Here is a 16,444-nt window from a genome sequence, read left to right as displayed (position 1 = left end):
TACCCTGCAGCGACTACTGTTCTTCGCGCTCGCAGCGGACCGGCCGCACCCGACGCGAGTCCACCGTACGCGAACTGTTCGTGAGGACGACTCGGTAGGGGAATCAATTTATCAGGTACCGCCTCGTGTAATATAATCGAATGTCCAGCGATCACGACGCGGTAGATCATCGAGTGAGTGACGACGACGCGAATGTTCACAGCAGGTGGAACAACGATCTCGAACCGGTACTGACGATCGATCCTGGCGACGTCGTCCGGTTCGAGTGTCGGGACGCCACGAGCGGACAACTCGGTCCCGACTCGGTGACCGCGGACGTCGCCGAACTGGACATCGATCCCGTACACCCCCTGACCGGGCCGATCGCTATCGACGGCGCCGGTCCGGGCGACGTCCTCCAGATCGAACTGTTAGAACTCGAGCACCGCGGGTGGGGATACACCCTGGTTCTTCCGGGGGCAGCGGACCTCGGATTGCTTTTCGACGCGTTTCCAGACCCGGCGTTGCACGTCTGGGATCTCGAGGACGACGTCGCTCGCTTCGTAAACGGGATCGAAGTCCCACTGGATCCGTTCCCCGGTATTCTTGGCGTCGCACCCGGAGAGGAGGGGGAACACAGCACGTTTCCGCCGCGATCCGTCGGGGGCAATATGGATGTCAAACACCTGACGGCGGGATCGACGCTGTCGCTTCCCGTCGCGGTCGAGGACGCACTGTTTAGCGTCGGTGACTGCCACGCCGCCCAGGGAGACGGCGAGGTCTGTGGGACGGGAATCGAGGCTCCGATGTCGGTCACGTGTCGATTCGACGTGCGTTCGGATCTCTCGATCGAGCAGCCGCGCTTCGAGACCGACGGCCCGTTCACGCCGACCGGTCGTGACGAACCGATGTTCGCTACCTCGGGAATCGGCGACGATCTCCGCGAAGCAGCCAGAACGGCCATCCGAGGGATGATCGACCACCTGCACGACGAGCGCGAACTCACCCGCGAACAGGCCTACATCCTCTGTTCGGCGGCCGTCGACCTGAAGATCAACGAGGTAGTCAACGCGCCGAACTGGGTCGTCTCGGCGTATCTCCCGGAGAGCATCTTTCCCGAAAACCTTCGCCGGTAGCGGGTCGGAACGCGCGAGAACGAGCGGCATCAGCCGACCATACAGATCGCCCCCGCGCGGCGTCTCGACTACTCTACGACCGGCAGTTCGATTGTGAATACCGTTCCAGTCGGGTCGTTGTCTTCGACTTCGATCGACCCGTCGTACCAGGTCATGAACGTCTGAACCAGGTGTAATCCGAGTCCGGTGCCGCCGCTCTGTTTGCCCTTTACCCCGCGTTCGAAGATCCGCTCTCGCATCTCCGGCGGAATTCCCGGGCCGTTATCCGCGATCCGAACGCTCACGCGGTCGCCGTCGACGTCGACGGAGATGTCGACCCTCGGGATTTCCTTGTCGTTGTGTAGTACCGCGTTTCGAAGCACGTTGCTGACCGCGGACGCGAGCGCCCTGTCGGCGGTAACCTCGATGTCCGGCGGGTCCTCGAGCGTGAACACGGCGTCTGGAAACGCTTCGGCTGCCTTCTCGACCTCCTGTTTGAGCACCTGTTGGAGCGGAATCGAGCGGTTCCAATCGTCTCCCGGTCGCTCGAGGGGCTGTGAGAGCTCCGATGCGATCTTCGTGAGATCGGTGATATGCCTGATGGACGTGTCGATGTAGTCGAGAAGGGGTACCGTCTCCTCCTCGAGCGGCGTCTCTTCGACGAGTTCGGCCAGGACTTCGCTCCAGCCGAGCGCGACCATCGTGTCGTTTCGAATGTCGTGGCGAAGCATCTGGTTTAGCGTCTCGAGTTGCTCGTTGTGACGCTCCAGCAGCCGATCGTACTGTACGCGCTCGGTGACGTCCTGGATAACCACCATTCGCCCGTGCTCGACGCCCTGCGAGTCGGTGAGCTGGGACGCCGACACGTGATACACGTCGTTGCCGATCCGTAACTCGGGCTCCCGTTCGTCCGCGATGATTGCGTCGACCCGCTCGGCCGGTTCGGAGAGCGTCGCCAGCGGTTGTCCGATGATCGGTTCGGTCATGTCCAAGTACTCGCATGCGGTCCGATTGAACTCGGTGATGCGACTCTCGTTGTCGACGGCGAAAATCCCGTTCGGCGTGGCCTCGAGCAGCAACTCGAAGGGGACGGGAACGCTCTCGAGAAACTGGTATTTGTACAGCGCCCACGCGAAGATCGATCCCGTAAACGTGAACAAGAACGGCTCGATCTCGTACGGTGTTCCGAAGTCGAATACGGCAGGTCCAACGTGATAGTAGAACGGAACGAGGGTTACGTACGGTAGTAAGCCAATTACGAGTACCCCGACCTGATCCCGTTGACCGATCGTCGTTCGAAAGTACGTTCGCACCAGCAGGACGAATCCGAGCGCGATAACGACGTTGTTGTACAGGCCGTCGGCGACGTACCACGGTCCGGCATCGTAGGCTAGGTACGCGATACCACCGTTGTCGACCATCCGCGGATTCTGAAAGATGAGGTCGGAAGCCAGCGGAGAAAAGACGAGTAAGAGGGTGACCACCGGGACGACCGCCAGCGCCGCGAACAGTTTCAGCGTCACCCAACGATTCCGACCGGTGTAGCTGAGGACGAACACGAATGCGGCCGGCGTGATTACCACCCATCCGAGATACTGCAGTCGCGCCCAGAACAGGGTCGACTCCAGGCCAACGACCGAAAATTCGACGATGACGGTTCCAGTATACAACGCGCAGCCGAGCATCATCACGGTAAACGGAAACGCGGCCGATTGGTTACGGTACCGCCAGCCAGCGAACGTGAGTGCGGTACAGACCACAAACGACGCGACGAGTACCGGCGTGTGGGGCGTCCACTGTAGTGCCGGATAATAGCTGGCCATCTGTGGGGTATACGTCCTAACCACCAGGTGACCTATGTAATTTGGGCAGTCGATTCTTCAATAGCTGTCGCGGTTCGGACGGACAGACGATCAGCGTACGGGCGTCTCGTTCGCTTCGTTCAGTGCCACCGAACGTCCAATGTACATAGTTACACACCGACCGCACAACTGTCGTGCGATCGGGCGGGCATGACTTACAGCGGTTACAGTGAGTGCTGTACGACTGCGGTTCGATATAGCAATATACGATATATCTGGTGTGCACGGAGCGGATGAATCGACAGTCGCAAATAACGCACACTACCAATGATCTCCCGGTCCCACTCGAGCCTCGAAATTCACCCCACGCACTCGAGTGAGACCGAAAATAGCGAACGCCTCACGTCAGCACGGCGTGCGAGCGGGCAGCGAACCCGAGTCGGTATCGCGAACTGGACAGTCGACGACGATAATTATGGGTGAGCAATGTCGTTCGACCGCGAATCGTCCGGTACCGGATCTCGATCCGACGGTTCGACATCGCTCGAGACACCGAACCAACGGAGCCGCTGCACGTCACTACACAGCCGTCGTGCGATCGGTTCGTGAATAGGTGTAGCTGTTACTATCGTAGACCGCAGCGCTGTCGAGGTGCGAACCGCCTTACACAACCGGAACCGAGAGGGGGCCGACGAGAGACGAACGTCATCTTCTCCCGCAACGATACGAGGAGCGACAGTCGCCGACCGCTTTTCGGTACCAGTCACCGATCGGATCGAGACCCGTTCCGGGCTGTACCGACCGTTGATCAACGGCCGCTGACGCCGCGTCAGCGAGGTTATTGAAAACACTGCCCGGGTTACTCTCGAGGCCCGCTCCGTCGTCTTCTAGGGCTCGAGAGCGCGCTCTAACGCAGGTGTACGTCGCTTCGGACCCGAGCACTCGCCGCGATACGATTCCGATTTCGGAAACGACGGTCGGTTTAGTACGGATCGCCAGTTCGATATCGCACATCCGACGAACGAACGGCTTCGAATCCGATCCACCGCTGGCAATAATCGTGCCTCGAGCCGCCGAACGTCGATTTTCAAGCGCAGGCCGGGATACACTGAGAGCCCCGGTCGAGCAAGCGACGCCGAACTCGTCTCTTTACGAACGGATACCTGTGTACGGGCGTTTCGTAGCGTCCCGGAATTCCGACTCGAGGACCGATTTCGCCCACTCGAAGTCACTCGGTCGACACGGATTCGTTCTCGGTGACGAACGACGCTCACGGTGATCCCTACGTGATGTGAGATTTTCCTCGAGGGTGTTTTCTGCTCGCTGACCGAAACTGGTGGAACGACTCGAAGGGTACGGACGAAAACTCGGCGCAGTTACTGACACACATGTAACTATTTGGGCCGAATCGACCGATTTCTGCAACCCGGTTCTCGGGACGCAACCCCTAGGGGACAGGCGGTGGAAACGGCCTTCTAATATTGCCGGTAATTCTACCAGTTAGCACGGATCGCTCTACTAAATTGGCAAACTTTTAACCAAAAAGACGACAGCCAACGCAAGGTATGACAGTGAAAATTCACATTGTGCCGATAGCCTCGAGGTGGCGAGGTCGTATCTCATCTCGGCAGCACCATTATCTTCTTCCATGGTACTACTGGGCCTGTTCTACTGGGTCTTTGGACACAGATAATAGTCTATTGTGGCCGCCCATAGGGTTCTAACTACCCAAATAAATGCCCTTATTTGTGATAGTGGGATAGATTGAAGTGGTGGCGCTGAGACCGACCGGGTATGGCCGACGATGATCGAGTCGCCGTGAAAACGTACGTTCCCCGACACCAAAAGGAGGTCTGGCAAGCGCAGGCGGACGAACTCGAGATGAGCCAAAGCGAGTTCGTCAGAACGATGGTCCAGGCCGGGCGGACGAACTTCGAGATTCCCGCGATCGATTCCACCGCGGAGACGACAGCCAGCCCCGGAACCGAAGCGAACGACGACTTCGCCGACCGAATTCTCGAGGTCCTCCAGCGAACGGACGCCCTCGGCTGGGACGGACTCGTCGACGCACTGGTCGACGACGTCGAGGCGGAACTCGACGACGAACTGCAACGACTGCAGGACGAGAATCGGGTCCGATACAGCGGACGCGAGGGGGGCTACGTGGTGACGAACGATGAGTGAGGGTCAGCAGACGCCGAATACGGTCGAGTACTTCCTCCAGGACATCGAACACCACGGTCGGAACGAACGAACCGCGACGGCCTACGAGCGGGTGCTCTCGGACTACGAGGAGTTCCTCCTCGAGCGCTTCGAGAAGACTCCGCCGGAGGCGAGTTACCGCGACTGTATGGCGTGGGTGCACGAGCTTCGATCCACGCATTCGGAGAGCACCGTCGCGACGTACTCGTCGTATCTCAACCGGTTTTACAGCTATCTCGAGCGAGTCGGTCACACCGACGAGAACCCGATGACCGTCGTTCTAGAGGAGATGAACGAGTCCATCGAGTCGAACCCGACGCGGCGTGACGTGACGTTGGCGGAAATGCGATCGTTCGTCAGTGAGGTTCGACATCCGCTGCACCAAGCGCTCGTGGTTACGCTGCTGAAAACCGGAATCAGGGCGGGAGAGCTCTGTAACCTGGATCTGATCGACGTGAACCTCGAGCACGAGGCCCGGACGTGGCAGCCGCGGGCGCACATCGCGGGCCGCCCGGACTCGCTGTTTATCGCGACCGAACACAGCTACGGACGCGAATCCGGCGGCGAACGACGAACGGCGTCGAACAAACGGAAACGGGAGACCGTGATTCCGATCGACGAGGAACTGAAAGCCGTACTGGTTCGGTGGCTCGCCGTGCGGCCGGATACGGCCTCGAGCGGGCCGTCGACTACCGCGACGGAGCCGCTGTTCGTCGGAACGGCCGATAGCTGGGGCGAACGGCTGACGCCGAACGTCGTCCACCACGTGGTCGAACAGTACGCGAGGGAACGGGGGTGGTATCGGACAGGGGGCGGAGCAGCCGAAAACGTCACCCCGCACTACTTCCGGCACTTCTTCACCACCCACCTTCGCGATCGGACGGGAGACCGCGGTATCGTCCAGTATCTCCGGGGCGATGTCGCCAGCGACGTGATCGACACCTACACCCACAACTGGGGGGACCGGGTTCGGCAAACGTACCTCGAACACATCTACTCCGTGGCCGAGTAACCCGCCGGTGGCGTCGTCGACTTTCCTGGCTCCTATTATTCGGACGATTTACAACGATGGTACTCATGACACCCGTCCGAAACCAGTCTCTTAAATCTCATATCGCTATATCAAAATGCGCGAACTCCTCGGTGATCGGGTCATTCGAATTCGCACGATAACGTTCCCCGCTGTGCGGTTTCCAAAACGGTAGTCTGCTACGCGTTGCGCTGATGGCTGCGTTTGGACCGGTCGCTATCGAAACTCGGCGAACGAGCAGTCCACAAAATCAGACGGCTCTGGCTCGAGCCCGAACGGCATCGAGCACCTGCGGGACGAACCCCTCTGCCAGGGGCGACAGCTCGTAGACGCGACTCCCACCGTCGCGGAACTTCCCGACTAACCCCGCATCCTCGAGCGCGTTGAGGTGGTGATAGAGGTCGTTTTGCCGACGATCGAGTAGTTGTGCCAGCTCGCCGCTTCTGACTTGCCCCTCCTCGGCGAGCAAGTAGAGGATCGTAAATCGCGTGGGCTCACCCATCACCGACAGCCGGTTCGTCTCTCGCTCGAGGTCGAGTGCGTCCTCGAGCAGTTCCGAGTCGACGCGCTTTCGTGCCTCCGTTCGGTCGTTCGGTGAGATTTCGCGTTCGCTCATAGGAGCTGTAACCGCTCTGGGATCGAATCGCTCCGTTCGCGCTCACAGCGTGTTCGACGCGAAAATGAATCCGCCGTGGCGACGGCCGCCGCTTACTGCTCGACCGCGAGTTCCGTCTCGAGGTCGGTCCCGTTTAACAGCGAGCGAACGCCCGCAACCGTATCGGTCACTTCCGGCGTGGTCTCTAACAGCACGGTCTCGCTGGGAAACAGTTGCTCGCCGAGCAGGAGGCCGTGGTCTCGAGCCGTCGAGCCGGTGACGGTCAGGTAGACGCCGAGCCCGGTATCGGCGATCGCGGCCTCCTCTTCGCGACCCGCTGTCGGATGCACGAATCGGATGTCGTCGAGCGTTCGAGTCCCGAGTACGGCCTGTACGAGCCGTTCGTACCGCGGTTCGATACAGAGCGGCCCCTCGTAGCGCTCGAGGAAGTCCCGATCGAGCGACGCCGGCGGCGGCGAGATTTCAGGGGTGGCCATCATCGTGTGATAGACGGTATCGCCGAGACCGGTGACGACGCGAACGTCGGTATCTGCGGGATTGATCCGGGCGTTGATGTCCCCGATCCGGTCGAGTGGCTCCGGACGGAGTTCGACGACTTCCTCCAGGATGAGGTCGGCGCTGTCGAACCCGAGCGCGAACTCGTGCGTTCGAAGCGCTCTGAACGGCTCTTCGCGACCGATAAGCTGGATCTCGGTGTCGTCGGGAACGCCGTCGACGTTCTCGAGCGGAATCGTGACGCTGTCGAAGACGATTCGGCGGGGTTTGCCGGCGCGGTCGTCTCGCAAGAGCGTGTACTCGGGTTCGGTCGGATCGTCAACGGTGCTGTATTCGGCGAGACGATGGTACACGTCATCATCGGCGTCGGGTTCGGTATCGACCATTCCCTTCGTGAGCGCTTTTTCGTGACGAAGCGTCGACGTGATATCGTCCGCGAGGTCGGGAACGTCGAGTCGGCGTGCGAACCGATCGAGAACCGACTCGAGCGGTCGCCCCTTTCGCGGAACTGCGATCGGAATCGTCTCGCCCATCGAGCGGTTCTCGACCGGCAACGGATAAACGAGTTGCGTTTCCGGAACGGCGATGCGAGCGCGAAACAGAGCCCTTACTCCGAGAACATCGATCCGAGTTGGTTGCGCCACTCCTGGATGTCGGTGACCTCCGCCCGGACGTCCTCGAGGTCGTCCTCGACGGTTACGAGATCGGTCGAAACATCCTCGAGGTCGCCTTCGACGGTTTCGACGTCGTCCTCGACGTCCGAGACGTCGGCCGTCACCGCATCGAGGTCGGTTTCGACGTCCCCGAGGCGGCTTTCGGTTCCACCCACTCGATCGTCCATCGAAGCCACGTCGTCCTCGATGGACTCGAGGTCCGCCTGGACCTCCTCGAGAAGCTGCTTGCCGGTGCCGTTGTCCTCGAGGAACTGCTCGAGGGCGTCGGTGTAGGCGGCGACCTCCTCGACCCGGGACTGGAGGTGTTCGAGCTTCGCGATATCGGGACCCGACGGCTCGAGGTCGAGTTCCGAGCGCAACACCTCGAGGTCCGCGTCGTCGATCTCGTCCTCGCGAAGTTCCGTCGCGAGCCGAGTAGCGACGGAGCCATCGAACGTCGCCGCCGCGGCCTCCGCGGGTTCCGCGGGTTCGCTGTCGCCGTCGTCGGTTCCGGCGTCCGGATCGGCACCAGTCGCATCGACAGCGACGTCCGGTTCGGGTTCCGTCTCGGTTGTTTCGCTGTCGTCGGTCGACGTCGGCTCAGTATCTGCGGCGTTGTCGACCGACGCCTGCTCGGCGTCGTCGAGCGTCGCATCGTCTTCCGCGCTCGTGTCGTCTTCACCCGCAGCGTCTTCGTCCACTGCGGCCGCCGCAGCTTCGAGGTCGAGTTCGATCTCGGGCTCGCTTTTGTCGTCCGCGTCCTCGAGTGGCTCCTCCGGCGCGTCAGCGTCGTCCGCATCGGCGGCGTCGGCGTCCTCGTCGACCCCGAGGTCGATATCGAGGTCGGTCTCCTCGCCCTCGTCGTCTTCGCCGTCGCCGACCGCTTCGTCGGGTTCCGGAATCTCGTCCTCGTCGAACCCGAGGTCGATCTCCGGCGCGTCGTCTTCCGCCTCGGATTCGTCGTCGACCTGCTCGGGTTCGGGATCTATGTCGCCGAGATCGAGATCGAGGCCGTCGGCTTCGTCCTCGAGGTCGTCCTGATTGGACGCGGATCCGGTATCGCCGTCGTCCGCGGTCGACTCGTCCGCATCCTCCTCTTCCTCGAGGCCCGGGACGGACTCCGAGTCGCCGGCAATCATGTCCTTGACGGCCTGATTGCCGTCGTCGGAGACGATGGTGCCGATGACGTCGTCGTCGAGCGTCTCGGCATCCGAGCCGTGTTCGGCTTCGGAGCTAACCTCGACGATCTCCGGCTCCGTCAGGAACTGCTCGGCGTCGCTCTCGTCGTCGATACGAACTCCGTAAACCGTAACGAACTGCTCGTCGGGCTCGAGGGTGCCGGTAAACTCGACGTGGTTGTCCTGAAAGGCGGTCCAGTCGTCGCTGTGATAGTCGGGATGGAAGCCGACCTTATCCATCGGAAACGATTCGGGAATGTCCTCGGAGAGTCGGAATGCCACCTGTTCGTCGTTTTTCGAGTCGATCTCGAATCGGATCGCAGGGACAGGAAACTCGTCCGCCGTGAACGTTTTCCGAACGGACAACCCGTCGGCACTGACCTCGATCACGTCGTCCGTGTCGGCGGTGCTATTCATGGGACCAACGTTACCACACCATTACTATAAATGATACGGACAGTATCAGATCTGATTGATTTCCGGTCCGCGCCGAAGGACGGAGGATCCCGTCGGAATTTGGCTGATCGCCGGTGGTACAACGACGGGCGCAACGCTACAGATCGACGCGGTCGCCGATCTCGACGAGGTCCAGCCGTCGTGGATACTCGAAACTCCGCGCGTGGTGGTGGAGTACTTTCGGATCCGACGTCAGCCCGCGCCACATATCCCAGTGACTGGGGAGGAGTCGCTCGAGTCGAAGCGCCGATGCGGCCTCGATGATCTGGTTCTCGTCGTTGTACCAGCGGGTTCGTTTCGGTTCCCGGGTCTCTTTGTCGGGAATCCGGCCGACGGTACCGAAAGCGAGAACGCCGAGGTCGATATCGTACGCCTCGCCGATCCGTTCGAACTCGTCGCTCGGTTTCGTATCGCCGCCGTGGAAGAACGTGCCCGCGTCGTGCTCGAGAACGTAGCTCACCGGGTGCGTCGCGTCGGGATCGTTCGCCGTCTCGACGTGGACGGTAAACTCGCCGATTTCGAGGGTGTCGTCCGGGCTGACCTCGGCGAAGTGCTCGTCCGTGATGTCCCACTCGGATTCCCACGATTGGTCCTCGCGGGCGGCCGCGAGGCTGTCGTCGGGCGCGTAGAAGGTTGCGTCCGTGGCCTCGAGGATGGGGGCCTGACTCTCGCCGTGGACGTGGTCGGAATGTTCGTGCGTCGCGAGGACGGCGTCGGCTTCGGTAACGTCGTCGGGATCGAACGGTACCGGAATCATTCGGACGGTTCGCGGTGGATCGCCCAGGCCGAGATAGGGATCGATGTAGATCGTCGTTCCCGCAGCGCCTTTGAAGATGAATCCGTTACAGCCGAGATACCAGACCGCCACGCCGTCGGGCGAGGCGTCTTCGACGTCACGAACGAGCCAGTCTCCCCAGTCGCTCTGGATCATACCTGGATCTGTGTGGACCGGGTGGGTAAGTGTTATTGTCTTCGTGAGCGGCTTCCTCCCGCGAGCGATCGAAACCGCTGATCAGCGGTAGATCGGGCGGGTAACGAGGCGGTTCCGAGAAGGGAGACGACCTGTCGGTGCTCGTCCGATCACGACGTCGCAGCGCGGTTTCCGAGCGACCGGCCGCGTTCGTGCTCGTCCTCGAACCAGCCGGCCCACGGGAGACGATCACCGTCGGCGGAAACGCTGTCCACCTCGGCGTCGTAGCCGATCAGTCCGGCATCCTGTAGCCGGGGCAAATGGATGTGGACGAGCGACGTGACAACCGCCTCGACGCGATCCTCGGAGACGTCGCGAACGGTCGTTCCTGCCTCGCGGGCCGCGACCGCTCGAGCGAGCGTTTCGGTCGAAAGCGGCTGGGATTGCGTTTCGAGTTCCGAGAGAACGGTCCGCCGTCGAGCGTCGGCGAGTGCCGCGAGTACCGCATCGAGATCGGCACCGTAATCGGCTCCCCGATCCGAAACGACGGCTTCGATTTCGGGATCCGCGAACGCCCGATGGTCGGTCGCCACGACCGTTCCCGCCTCGGTTTCCTCGAGAAGGCCGACGTCGAGCAACGCGGGCAGCGTTCGGTGATGGCAGTCGACGAGTGCGCGCTGGTACTCGTCGTCGCTGACCGCAACGAGCGGTTTGTCCGCGAGCACTGCGGCGAGCTCGAACGCGAGATCCGTTTTCGCGATGCCCGCCGGCGATCGCTCGCGAACGATCCGAAGGAGTTCACGGCGAACACCGTCCGCAAGCGCACCGAAGACCTCGTCTCGAGCGTCCGTCGATCGTCCGCTGCCAGCTGAATTACTCATCACCTACCGATGGGTGCCTACCGTGCAAAAGAACTGCTCCAAACCACGTTGGAATCAGTCACTGATTACTCCCGAACGGTTGACTATCAGCTGTTGATTGCTATTTTTCTGTACATAGTAATACTACTTTTGGCCATCAACTGCTCTTACTTTCAGTTCGATGCGACCGTCTTTCGAGAGCGAAGTGACAGGAACGCCGACCGGCGCTACGACGTGGCGATCCGGGCGAGTGCCGAAGCACGGCGTTGCCACGAGGAGGGACAATCACGATACTGACGGGCGAGTACTGACTCGAAGACGAGTTAACAGTCGACGCTCGAGTCGAGAATCCGCAACCCGAACCGCGAGAGTCGGTCGAACCGGCCTACCAGGTGCCGTGGAACGTGTCGAACGAGAGGCTGTCGAGTGGCTTGTCGCCGACGGCGATGCGGTACTCGCCCGGGGTGAGCATCGGCTTGTGGAACTGCGGCCCGTCGTCGGTCGTGATTCGCGGACAGCCGGTGTTGACGAAGGCGTCCATGTCGAAGTTCCGGAGTCGGTCGGGGGTTACTTCGTCCATCGTGATGAGGTAGGCGTCGTCGTTGTCGTCGATGATGTCCTGTGCCATCTCCCAGCGACCCTGGCCGATCTTGGTACAGAAGATGACGCCCCACTTCTCGGCGTCCATCGCGCGGTGAACAGCGCCGTAGCGCTGCTTCATGAATTTGTCAGTGTCCGCGGGAGTCACGACGTTGTTGACCGGATCCGCGATGACGACGTGTTTGTCGGGGTGTTCCATCGCCAGACCCAGCGGGTGGAACTTCCCGCCGCCGACGTAGAGTACCTGTTCCGCGGGCACGTCCGCGCTCGCGTAGTTGCAGCCGAGGACCTGTCCCTCGTTGGTGAGTCGTTCGTCACCGCGACGGCTCTGGACCTCGTAGCCTCGGTCCTCCAGGAACTCGCGCATTTCTTCGTAGCGGTTCATGTGCTGGGCGGTGGTGACGAGGCCGACGCTCTCGGTCTCTTCGGGCGGCTCGAGGGTGTCCAGCGACTCCTCCATGATCGGCGTGACTTCGACGTTCGAGAACAGCGGGACGTAGATCACCTTGTCCGTGTCCTTCATCGGCGAGTGGCCGAAGTGGACGAACACGTCGGTGCGCTTCATCAGATAGGTGTCGAGGTCGCAGGCTCCGTAACACGGCTGGCCCGAAAGCATGAACGTCACGTCGTCGTCGGCCAACTCTCGCAGGTCGTCGGCGACGGCCGGACCGCGCCGTTTCAATCCCTCGGGGAACTGTAATCCGACCTTCTTTGCGTCTCGCTCCTCGATCGCGTCGACGATCTGCTCGAGTTCGTAGTCCCACTCGCGGTCGTGCTTGAGACGCATTCCCGTCTTTCGGAGGTCCCCTTCGCTGTACTCCGACTCTTGGCTCATTAGCCGTTCTAACGGGCACGGACGTATAACAGCGGCGCTTTTCGAATCCCGACCGACCGGCATGGATCCGCGGACGAGATCGATACGGCGTTCGACGCCGGATAGCCGATCCGTCGGGCGACCGGTTCGACCGTCCCAACAGTCATAGTACTGGAGTGTAAACGAGATTCTAATGTCAGCGGAACAGCCTGCAGACGGGTATCTCTTCGACCTTTACCGTCGATACATCGGTGAGCCAGAGGACCGGACCGACATCTACGTCGGATTCGGTCTGTTCCTCGGCGGAATCGGCCTCGCGATCATCGCCCTGGTGCTCTTTTTGTGGAGCACCACGTTCGAGGCCCGAACCGCGGCGTACGTCACGTGGTCCGAGCCGGCGTACGCGATCGTCATGATCGCGCTTCCCCTGTTGATGCTCGGAATCGTGGTCTTGCTCCCGTCGGAACGCCGAGTACTGTACACGTCGATCGCCGGCGTCGCCGTGACCATCGCGGCCGTCGCCGGGTTCCTCTACGCCTATCCCGATCACTGGAACGGCTACGGGAACAATTACACGGTGCAGGTCGTCGCGGTCTACGCCGTGGGACTGGCCGGGATCACCGCCTCGACCGGTGCAGCACTGATCGCTCACTATCTCGACATGGCCCGCACCATCGAACAGGTCGAAGCCGATGAGGGCGGAGACGATAACGAGGAGTTCTCCGACGCGGATATCCGCGAAGACATCGATAACGCGATGGAGGGGGTCGATCTCTCCTGGGGTGGCGTCGAAAAGACCGAACACCGCCGACTCAATTTCTCGGGAGACGATTTCGACGAGATCTCGGTCGACACCGACGCCGGGACGAAGACGGCCCGCTCGACCGGCGTCGACGCGCAGGTCGCCGGACTCAAGGGGCTGAAAGGCGGCGAGAAGAAGAAAACGACCTCGCAATCGACGGTCGACGATCAGACGGCGAAGCTAAAACAACTCCGCGAACAACAGCAAGCGGAGGAGTTGGCGACCGCGGACGACAGCTCGCTCGGACCGCTCTCGAGCCTGCTCGAGCGGTTCCGTAACCTCGTCAAGCGGCAGTAATATCCCGCGATGCCGTTAATCCATCCCTCTCGGATACTATTTTGAGATATAGTAAATTCACATAGATTTATAATCCATCGGTCACCTTGCCAAACTATGGCGAAAGGCCTAGATGTTGGGACGATGAACATCCTGTCTGCACAGCAGGATGGGAACGACACGGTGTTCGTGCAACAGCGAAACTCCTTCGTAGAGATCGAGTACTCGGATATGGCCGAGCAGATGCTCTCGCGAAGCGAAGTGCTCCACATTCGTAAGGACGACAAGGTGTACGTCGTCGGTGACGACGCCCTCAACTTTGCGAACATCTTCAACAAGGAAACGCGGCGGCCGATGAAACACGGGATCCTCTCGAACGACGAGAAGAGCGCAATCCCGATGATGAAGCTCATCATCGAGCAGGTCGTCGGCGAGCCGGCTTATCCCGACGAGAAACTCTACTTCTCGTCGCCGGCGGATCCGATCGATTCGGATCTCTCGACGCTGTACCACCAGAAAACGATCGAGTCGTTCTTAGACGACATGGGATACGACTCCGAACCGATCAACGAGGGGATGTCCGTCATCTACAGCGAACTCGCGGACAACAACTTCACCGGGCTGGGGATCAGTTTCGGTGCCGGGATGACGAACGTCTGTCTCTCCTACTACGCGGTGCCCGTCATGAAGTTCTCCGTCGCCCGCGGCGGCGACTGGGTCGACGAGCAGGCCGCCCGCGCGACCGGGACGCCGGTCGACAAGGTCACCTCGATCAAGGAAGACGACTTCGAACTCGACTTTACGACCGACGTCGGCGGCGTCGAGGGTGCCCTCTCGATTTACTACGAGAACCTGCTCGACTACGTCATCGAGAACATCGTCAAAGAGGTCGACGAGGAAGACGTCGAAGAGGGTCTCGACGTTCCCGTCGTCGTCACCGGCGGTACCTCGAGCCCGAGCGGCTTCGAGGCGCTGTTCCGTGACCACCTCGAGGACGCGAACATTCCGTTCTCGATCAGCGGTGTTACGCACGCGAACGAACCGCTCTACAGCGTTGCCCGCGGTGGCCTCGTGGCCGCCCGCTCCGACGAAGACGTCGACCACGACCGCGAGGAGGAAGAAGCCGAAGCACCGGCGAGCGAGTAACTCGCTGTTTCTCTTTCCGACGTAGTACGTACACTCCTCCGCTCGAGCCTCGGGTAATGGATGACACGTCTTGTTCGACTAGCGCCCGCGCGGGGCGAGTTACCCCTCGTAAAACCGATTGAACGCGTCCCGCCACGATTCCGGCTCTTCGTCCTCGCGGACGTGTTCGACCGGAACGTCCGCGAACGCACAGTGGGGACACGTCACCGTCGAGACGTCGCCCAACGAGAGTTCCTCGAGCGAGCCCTGACACCGTGGACACTTCATACCTGCCTCTCACACGGGCTCTCCTTAACTCTATTCGAACTTGTCATGAAAGCGAGACCCACAGACGGTTCGACCGCCGAACGGCGCAGTCGCCGGACCGCTCCCGAGTATTACTATCGGACATTTACAAAGATTTTTGTATGCGACTCATGTATAGATAGACAATGAGTACGTCATCAGGTACCGAATTCGAGCCGACGATCGAGGGCTGCCAGCCCGCGGACGTCACCCCGGTCACCCTCGAGGCCGAGTCGCTCGAGTCGACGGCAGCCGAACAACTCCGGGATTTGAAGCGCGAACTGACCGAGCAGGGACTGCTTCCCGCCGGCCTCACCATCGACGCCTGTTTCGACGAGGATTGCTCGCTGGCCACGCAGGACGAAATCGACCGCGTGCGCGGGTACGTTCGGGCCGGGTCGTTCCTCGGTGTCGGTACCGTGACGGTTCAGATCGACGATATCGCAGATCCCGAGAAGGTCCGACCCGCGCTGGCCGCCTGCGCGGAACGCGCCGAGCGAGAAGGGCTGGCGCTCGAACTCGACGGATCTATCACGCTCGACTCCTAAGAGAGCCGTAATGTCCGGCCCGTCTCGACGAACCCTCGCTCGAGCGCTCGAGGCGCTCGACGATTTTTCCGAGCCCTCCGCTGCACTCGAGCAGTACCTCACTCCTCCGGAGATCGCCGCCCACATCGCCCACCAGGCGCGGCTTCAGGGCGATCTCGAAGCGCAGGTCGTCGACCTCGGCACCGGAACGGGGATGCTCGCGATCGCCGCCTCGCTCGCGGAAGCCGATCGTGTTCTGGGAATCGACGTCGACCCCAATGCGCTCGCGCTGGCCCGGGCGAACGCCGCGCGGATCGACGAGGCGGGCAAGCACGGCCCGCTCTGCTGGCTCCGCGGTGACGCCACCCGCGCGCCGCTCTCGCTCACCGACGCGACCGTTCTCTCGAACCCGCCTTTCGGCGCGCAGCGCGGCAACCGCCACGCCGATCGCACGTTTCTCGAGACCGCGCGATCGATCGCCGCCGTCTCCTATACGATCCACAACGAAGGGAGCCGGGAGTTCGTCGAGTCGTTCGCCGACGACGAGGGGGGCGACGTCACGCACGCGTTTCGGGCCGAATTCCCGATCGCGAAGCGGTTCGATTTTCACACCGAAGCCGAGGCGACGCTCGAGGCGGAAGTGTTCCGAATCGAGTGGTCCTGATACCGTCTGATTTCGCCGAGGGAACGGCGTCTCG

The 16,444-nt window shown here is 61.4% G+C and carries 15 protein-coding genes; 7 read left to right on the top strand and 8 right to left on the bottom strand.

Features of this window, described 5'->3' with window-relative positions; translation table 11 throughout:
- Positions 1-140 precede the first annotated feature (140 nt).
- Complete coding sequence (locus tag DWB23_RS11730; protein WP_121742967.1) at positions 141-1,115, top strand: acetamidase/formamidase family protein; 975 nt, start codon at positions 141-143, stop codon at positions 1,113-1,115.
- A gap of 68 nt (positions 1,116-1,183) precedes the next feature.
- On the opposite strand, the gene DWB23_RS11725 is transcribed toward DWB23_RS11730, so the two are convergent.
- Positions 1,184-2,917 (bottom strand): histidine kinase N-terminal 7TM domain-containing protein, encoded by a 1,734-nt coding sequence (locus tag DWB23_RS11725; protein ID WP_121742966.1) that lies wholly within the window; start codon positions 2,915-2,917, stop codon positions 1,184-1,186.
- Between the two features lie 1,773 nt (positions 2,918-4,690).
- On the opposite strand from DWB23_RS11725, the gene DWB23_RS11715 reads away from it, so the two are divergent.
- The gene (locus DWB23_RS11715; RefSeq protein WP_121742964.1) at positions 4,691-5,080 is read left to right on the top strand and encodes a DUF5805 domain-containing protein; all 390 of its coding nucleotides are present in this window, start codon (positions 4,691-4,693) and stop codon (positions 5,078-5,080) included.
- The gene (locus tag DWB23_RS11710) at positions 5,073-6,110 is read left to right on the top strand and encodes a tyrosine-type recombinase/integrase (RefSeq protein WP_121742963.1); all 1,038 of its coding nucleotides are present in this window, start codon (positions 5,073-5,075) and stop codon (positions 6,108-6,110) included. The genes DWB23_RS11715 and DWB23_RS11710 overlap by 8 nt, the downstream gene beginning before the upstream one ends.
- Positions 6,111-6,378: 268 nt before the next feature.
- Here DWB23_RS11710 and DWB23_RS11705 read toward each other — a convergent pair whose 3' ends face one another.
- The 6 genes from DWB23_RS11705 to dph2 form a co-directional block, all read right to left on the bottom strand.
- Complete coding sequence (locus DWB23_RS11705; RefSeq protein WP_121742962.1) at positions 6,379-6,744, bottom strand: ArsR/SmtB family transcription factor; 366 nt, start codon at positions 6,742-6,744, stop codon at positions 6,379-6,381.
- Between the two features lie 92 nt (positions 6,745-6,836).
- A complete protein-coding gene (locus tag DWB23_RS11700; RefSeq protein ID WP_121743098.1) occupies positions 6,837-7,772 on the bottom strand; it encodes a hypothetical protein in 936 nt (311 codons plus the stop codon).
- Positions 7,773-7,846: 74 nt separating this feature from the next.
- Positions 7,847-9,487 (bottom strand): midas domain-containing protein, encoded by a 1,641-nt coding sequence (locus tag DWB23_RS11695; RefSeq protein ID WP_121742961.1) that lies wholly within the window; start codon positions 9,485-9,487, stop codon positions 7,847-7,849.
- A gap of 136 nt (positions 9,488-9,623) precedes the next feature.
- Positions 9,624-10,457, bottom strand: a complete 834-nt coding sequence (locus DWB23_RS11690) for an MBL fold metallo-hydrolase (protein ID WP_121742960.1) — start codon at positions 10,455-10,457, stop codon at positions 9,624-9,626.
- 149 nt (positions 10,458-10,606) lie between these two features.
- Positions 10,607-11,317 carry a DUF7344 domain-containing protein gene (locus DWB23_RS11685; RefSeq protein ID WP_121742959.1) on the bottom strand — a complete coding sequence of 237 codons (711 nt, stop codon included), beginning with the start codon at positions 11,315-11,317 and terminating at the stop codon, positions 10,607-10,609.
- Positions 11,318-11,681: 364 nt separating this feature from the next.
- Complete coding sequence (gene dph2, locus DWB23_RS11675) at positions 11,682-12,731, bottom strand: diphthamide biosynthesis enzyme Dph2 (protein WP_121742957.1); 1,050 nt, start codon at positions 12,729-12,731, stop codon at positions 11,682-11,684.
- A gap of 172 nt (positions 12,732-12,903) precedes the next feature.
- Between dph2 and DWB23_RS11670 the strand changes: the two genes are divergently transcribed.
- Together DWB23_RS11670 and DWB23_RS11665 are read left to right on the top strand one after the other, a co-directional pair.
- Positions 12,904-13,809 (top strand): DUF7139 domain-containing protein, encoded by a 906-nt coding sequence (locus tag DWB23_RS11670; protein WP_121742956.1) that lies wholly within the window; start codon positions 12,904-12,906, stop codon positions 13,807-13,809.
- A 96-nt stretch (positions 13,810-13,905) separates the two neighbouring features.
- Positions 13,906-14,934: a disk-shape morphogenesis protein volactin gene (locus DWB23_RS11665; protein ID WP_121742955.1), complete on the top strand. Its 1,029-nt coding sequence runs from the start codon at positions 13,906-13,908 to the stop codon at positions 14,932-14,934.
- Positions 14,935-15,033: 99 nt separating this feature from the next.
- Here DWB23_RS11665 and DWB23_RS11660 read toward each other — a convergent pair whose 3' ends face one another.
- The gene (locus DWB23_RS11660; RefSeq protein WP_121742954.1) at positions 15,034-15,201 is read right to left on the bottom strand and encodes a TFIIB-type zinc ribbon-containing protein; all 168 of its coding nucleotides are present in this window, start codon (positions 15,199-15,201) and stop codon (positions 15,034-15,036) included.
- A gap of 164 nt (positions 15,202-15,365) precedes the next feature.
- Between DWB23_RS11660 and DWB23_RS11655 the strand changes: the two genes are divergently transcribed.
- Together DWB23_RS11655 and DWB23_RS11650 are read left to right on the top strand one after the other, a co-directional pair.
- Positions 15,366-15,767: a hypothetical protein gene (locus DWB23_RS11655; RefSeq protein WP_121742953.1), complete on the top strand. Its 402-nt coding sequence runs from the start codon at positions 15,366-15,368 to the stop codon at positions 15,765-15,767.
- Positions 15,768-15,777: 10 nt separating this feature from the next.
- Positions 15,778-16,410, top strand: a complete 633-nt coding sequence (locus DWB23_RS11650; RefSeq protein WP_121742952.1) for an METTL5 family protein — start codon at positions 15,778-15,780, stop codon at positions 16,408-16,410.
- The last annotated feature ends 34 nt before the right edge of the window (positions 16,411-16,444 follow it).

Origin of the sequence: Natronorubrum halophilum, assembly GCF_003670115.1 — an archaeon.
GTDB lineage: Archaea > Halobacteriota > Halobacteria > Halobacteriales > Natrialbaceae > Natronorubrum > Natronorubrum halophilum.
This window is presented reverse-complemented; position numbering and strand designations above follow the sequence as displayed.

Excerpts from the sequence above, each read along its gene's own strand:
- DWB23_RS11655 (WP_121742953.1), top strand. The coding sequence starts at position 15,366 with ATGAGTACGTCATCAGGTACCGAATTCGAGCCGACGATCGAGGGCTGC.
- DWB23_RS11650 (WP_121742952.1), top strand. The coding sequence starts at position 15,778 with ATGTCCGGCCCGTCTCGACGAACCCTCGCTCGAGCGCTCGAGGCGCTC.
- DWB23_RS11725 (WP_121742966.1), bottom strand. The coding sequence starts at position 2,917 with ATGGCCAGCTATTATCCGGCACTACAGTGGACGCCCCACACGCCGGTA.
- dph2 (WP_121742957.1), bottom strand. The coding sequence starts at position 12,731 with ATGAGCCAAGAGTCGGAGTACAGCGAAGGGGACCTCCGAAAGACGGGA.
- DWB23_RS11705 (WP_121742962.1), bottom strand. The coding sequence starts at position 6,744 with ATGAGCGAACGCGAAATCTCACCGAACGACCGAACGGAGGCACGAAAG.
- DWB23_RS11670 (WP_121742956.1), top strand. The coding sequence starts at position 12,904 with ATGTCAGCGGAACAGCCTGCAGACGGGTATCTCTTCGACCTTTACCGT.
- DWB23_RS11690 (WP_121742960.1), bottom strand. The coding sequence starts at position 10,457 with ATGATCCAGAGCGACTGGGGAGACTGGCTCGTTCGTGACGTCGAAGAC.
- DWB23_RS11660 (WP_121742954.1), bottom strand. The coding sequence starts at position 15,201 with ATGAAGTGTCCACGGTGTCAGGGCTCGCTCGAGGAACTCTCGTTGGGC.
- DWB23_RS11730 (WP_121742967.1), top strand. The coding sequence starts at position 141 with ATGTCCAGCGATCACGACGCGGTAGATCATCGAGTGAGTGACGACGAC.
- DWB23_RS11685 (WP_121742959.1), bottom strand. The coding sequence starts at position 11,317 with ATGAGTAATTCAGCTGGCAGCGGACGATCGACGGACGCTCGAGACGAG.
- DWB23_RS11695 (WP_121742961.1), bottom strand. The coding sequence starts at position 9,487 with ATGAATAGCACCGCCGACACGGACGACGTGATCGAGGTCAGTGCCGAC.
- DWB23_RS11665 (WP_121742955.1), top strand. The coding sequence starts at position 13,906 with ATGGCGAAAGGCCTAGATGTTGGGACGATGAACATCCTGTCTGCACAG.
- DWB23_RS11700 (WP_121743098.1), bottom strand. The coding sequence starts at position 7,772 with ATGGGCGAGACGATTCCGATCGCAGTTCCGCGAAAGGGGCGACCGCTC.
- DWB23_RS11710 (WP_121742963.1), top strand. The coding sequence starts at position 5,073 with ATGAGTGAGGGTCAGCAGACGCCGAATACGGTCGAGTACTTCCTCCAG.
- DWB23_RS11715 (WP_121742964.1), top strand. The coding sequence starts at position 4,691 with ATGGCCGACGATGATCGAGTCGCCGTGAAAACGTACGTTCCCCGACAC.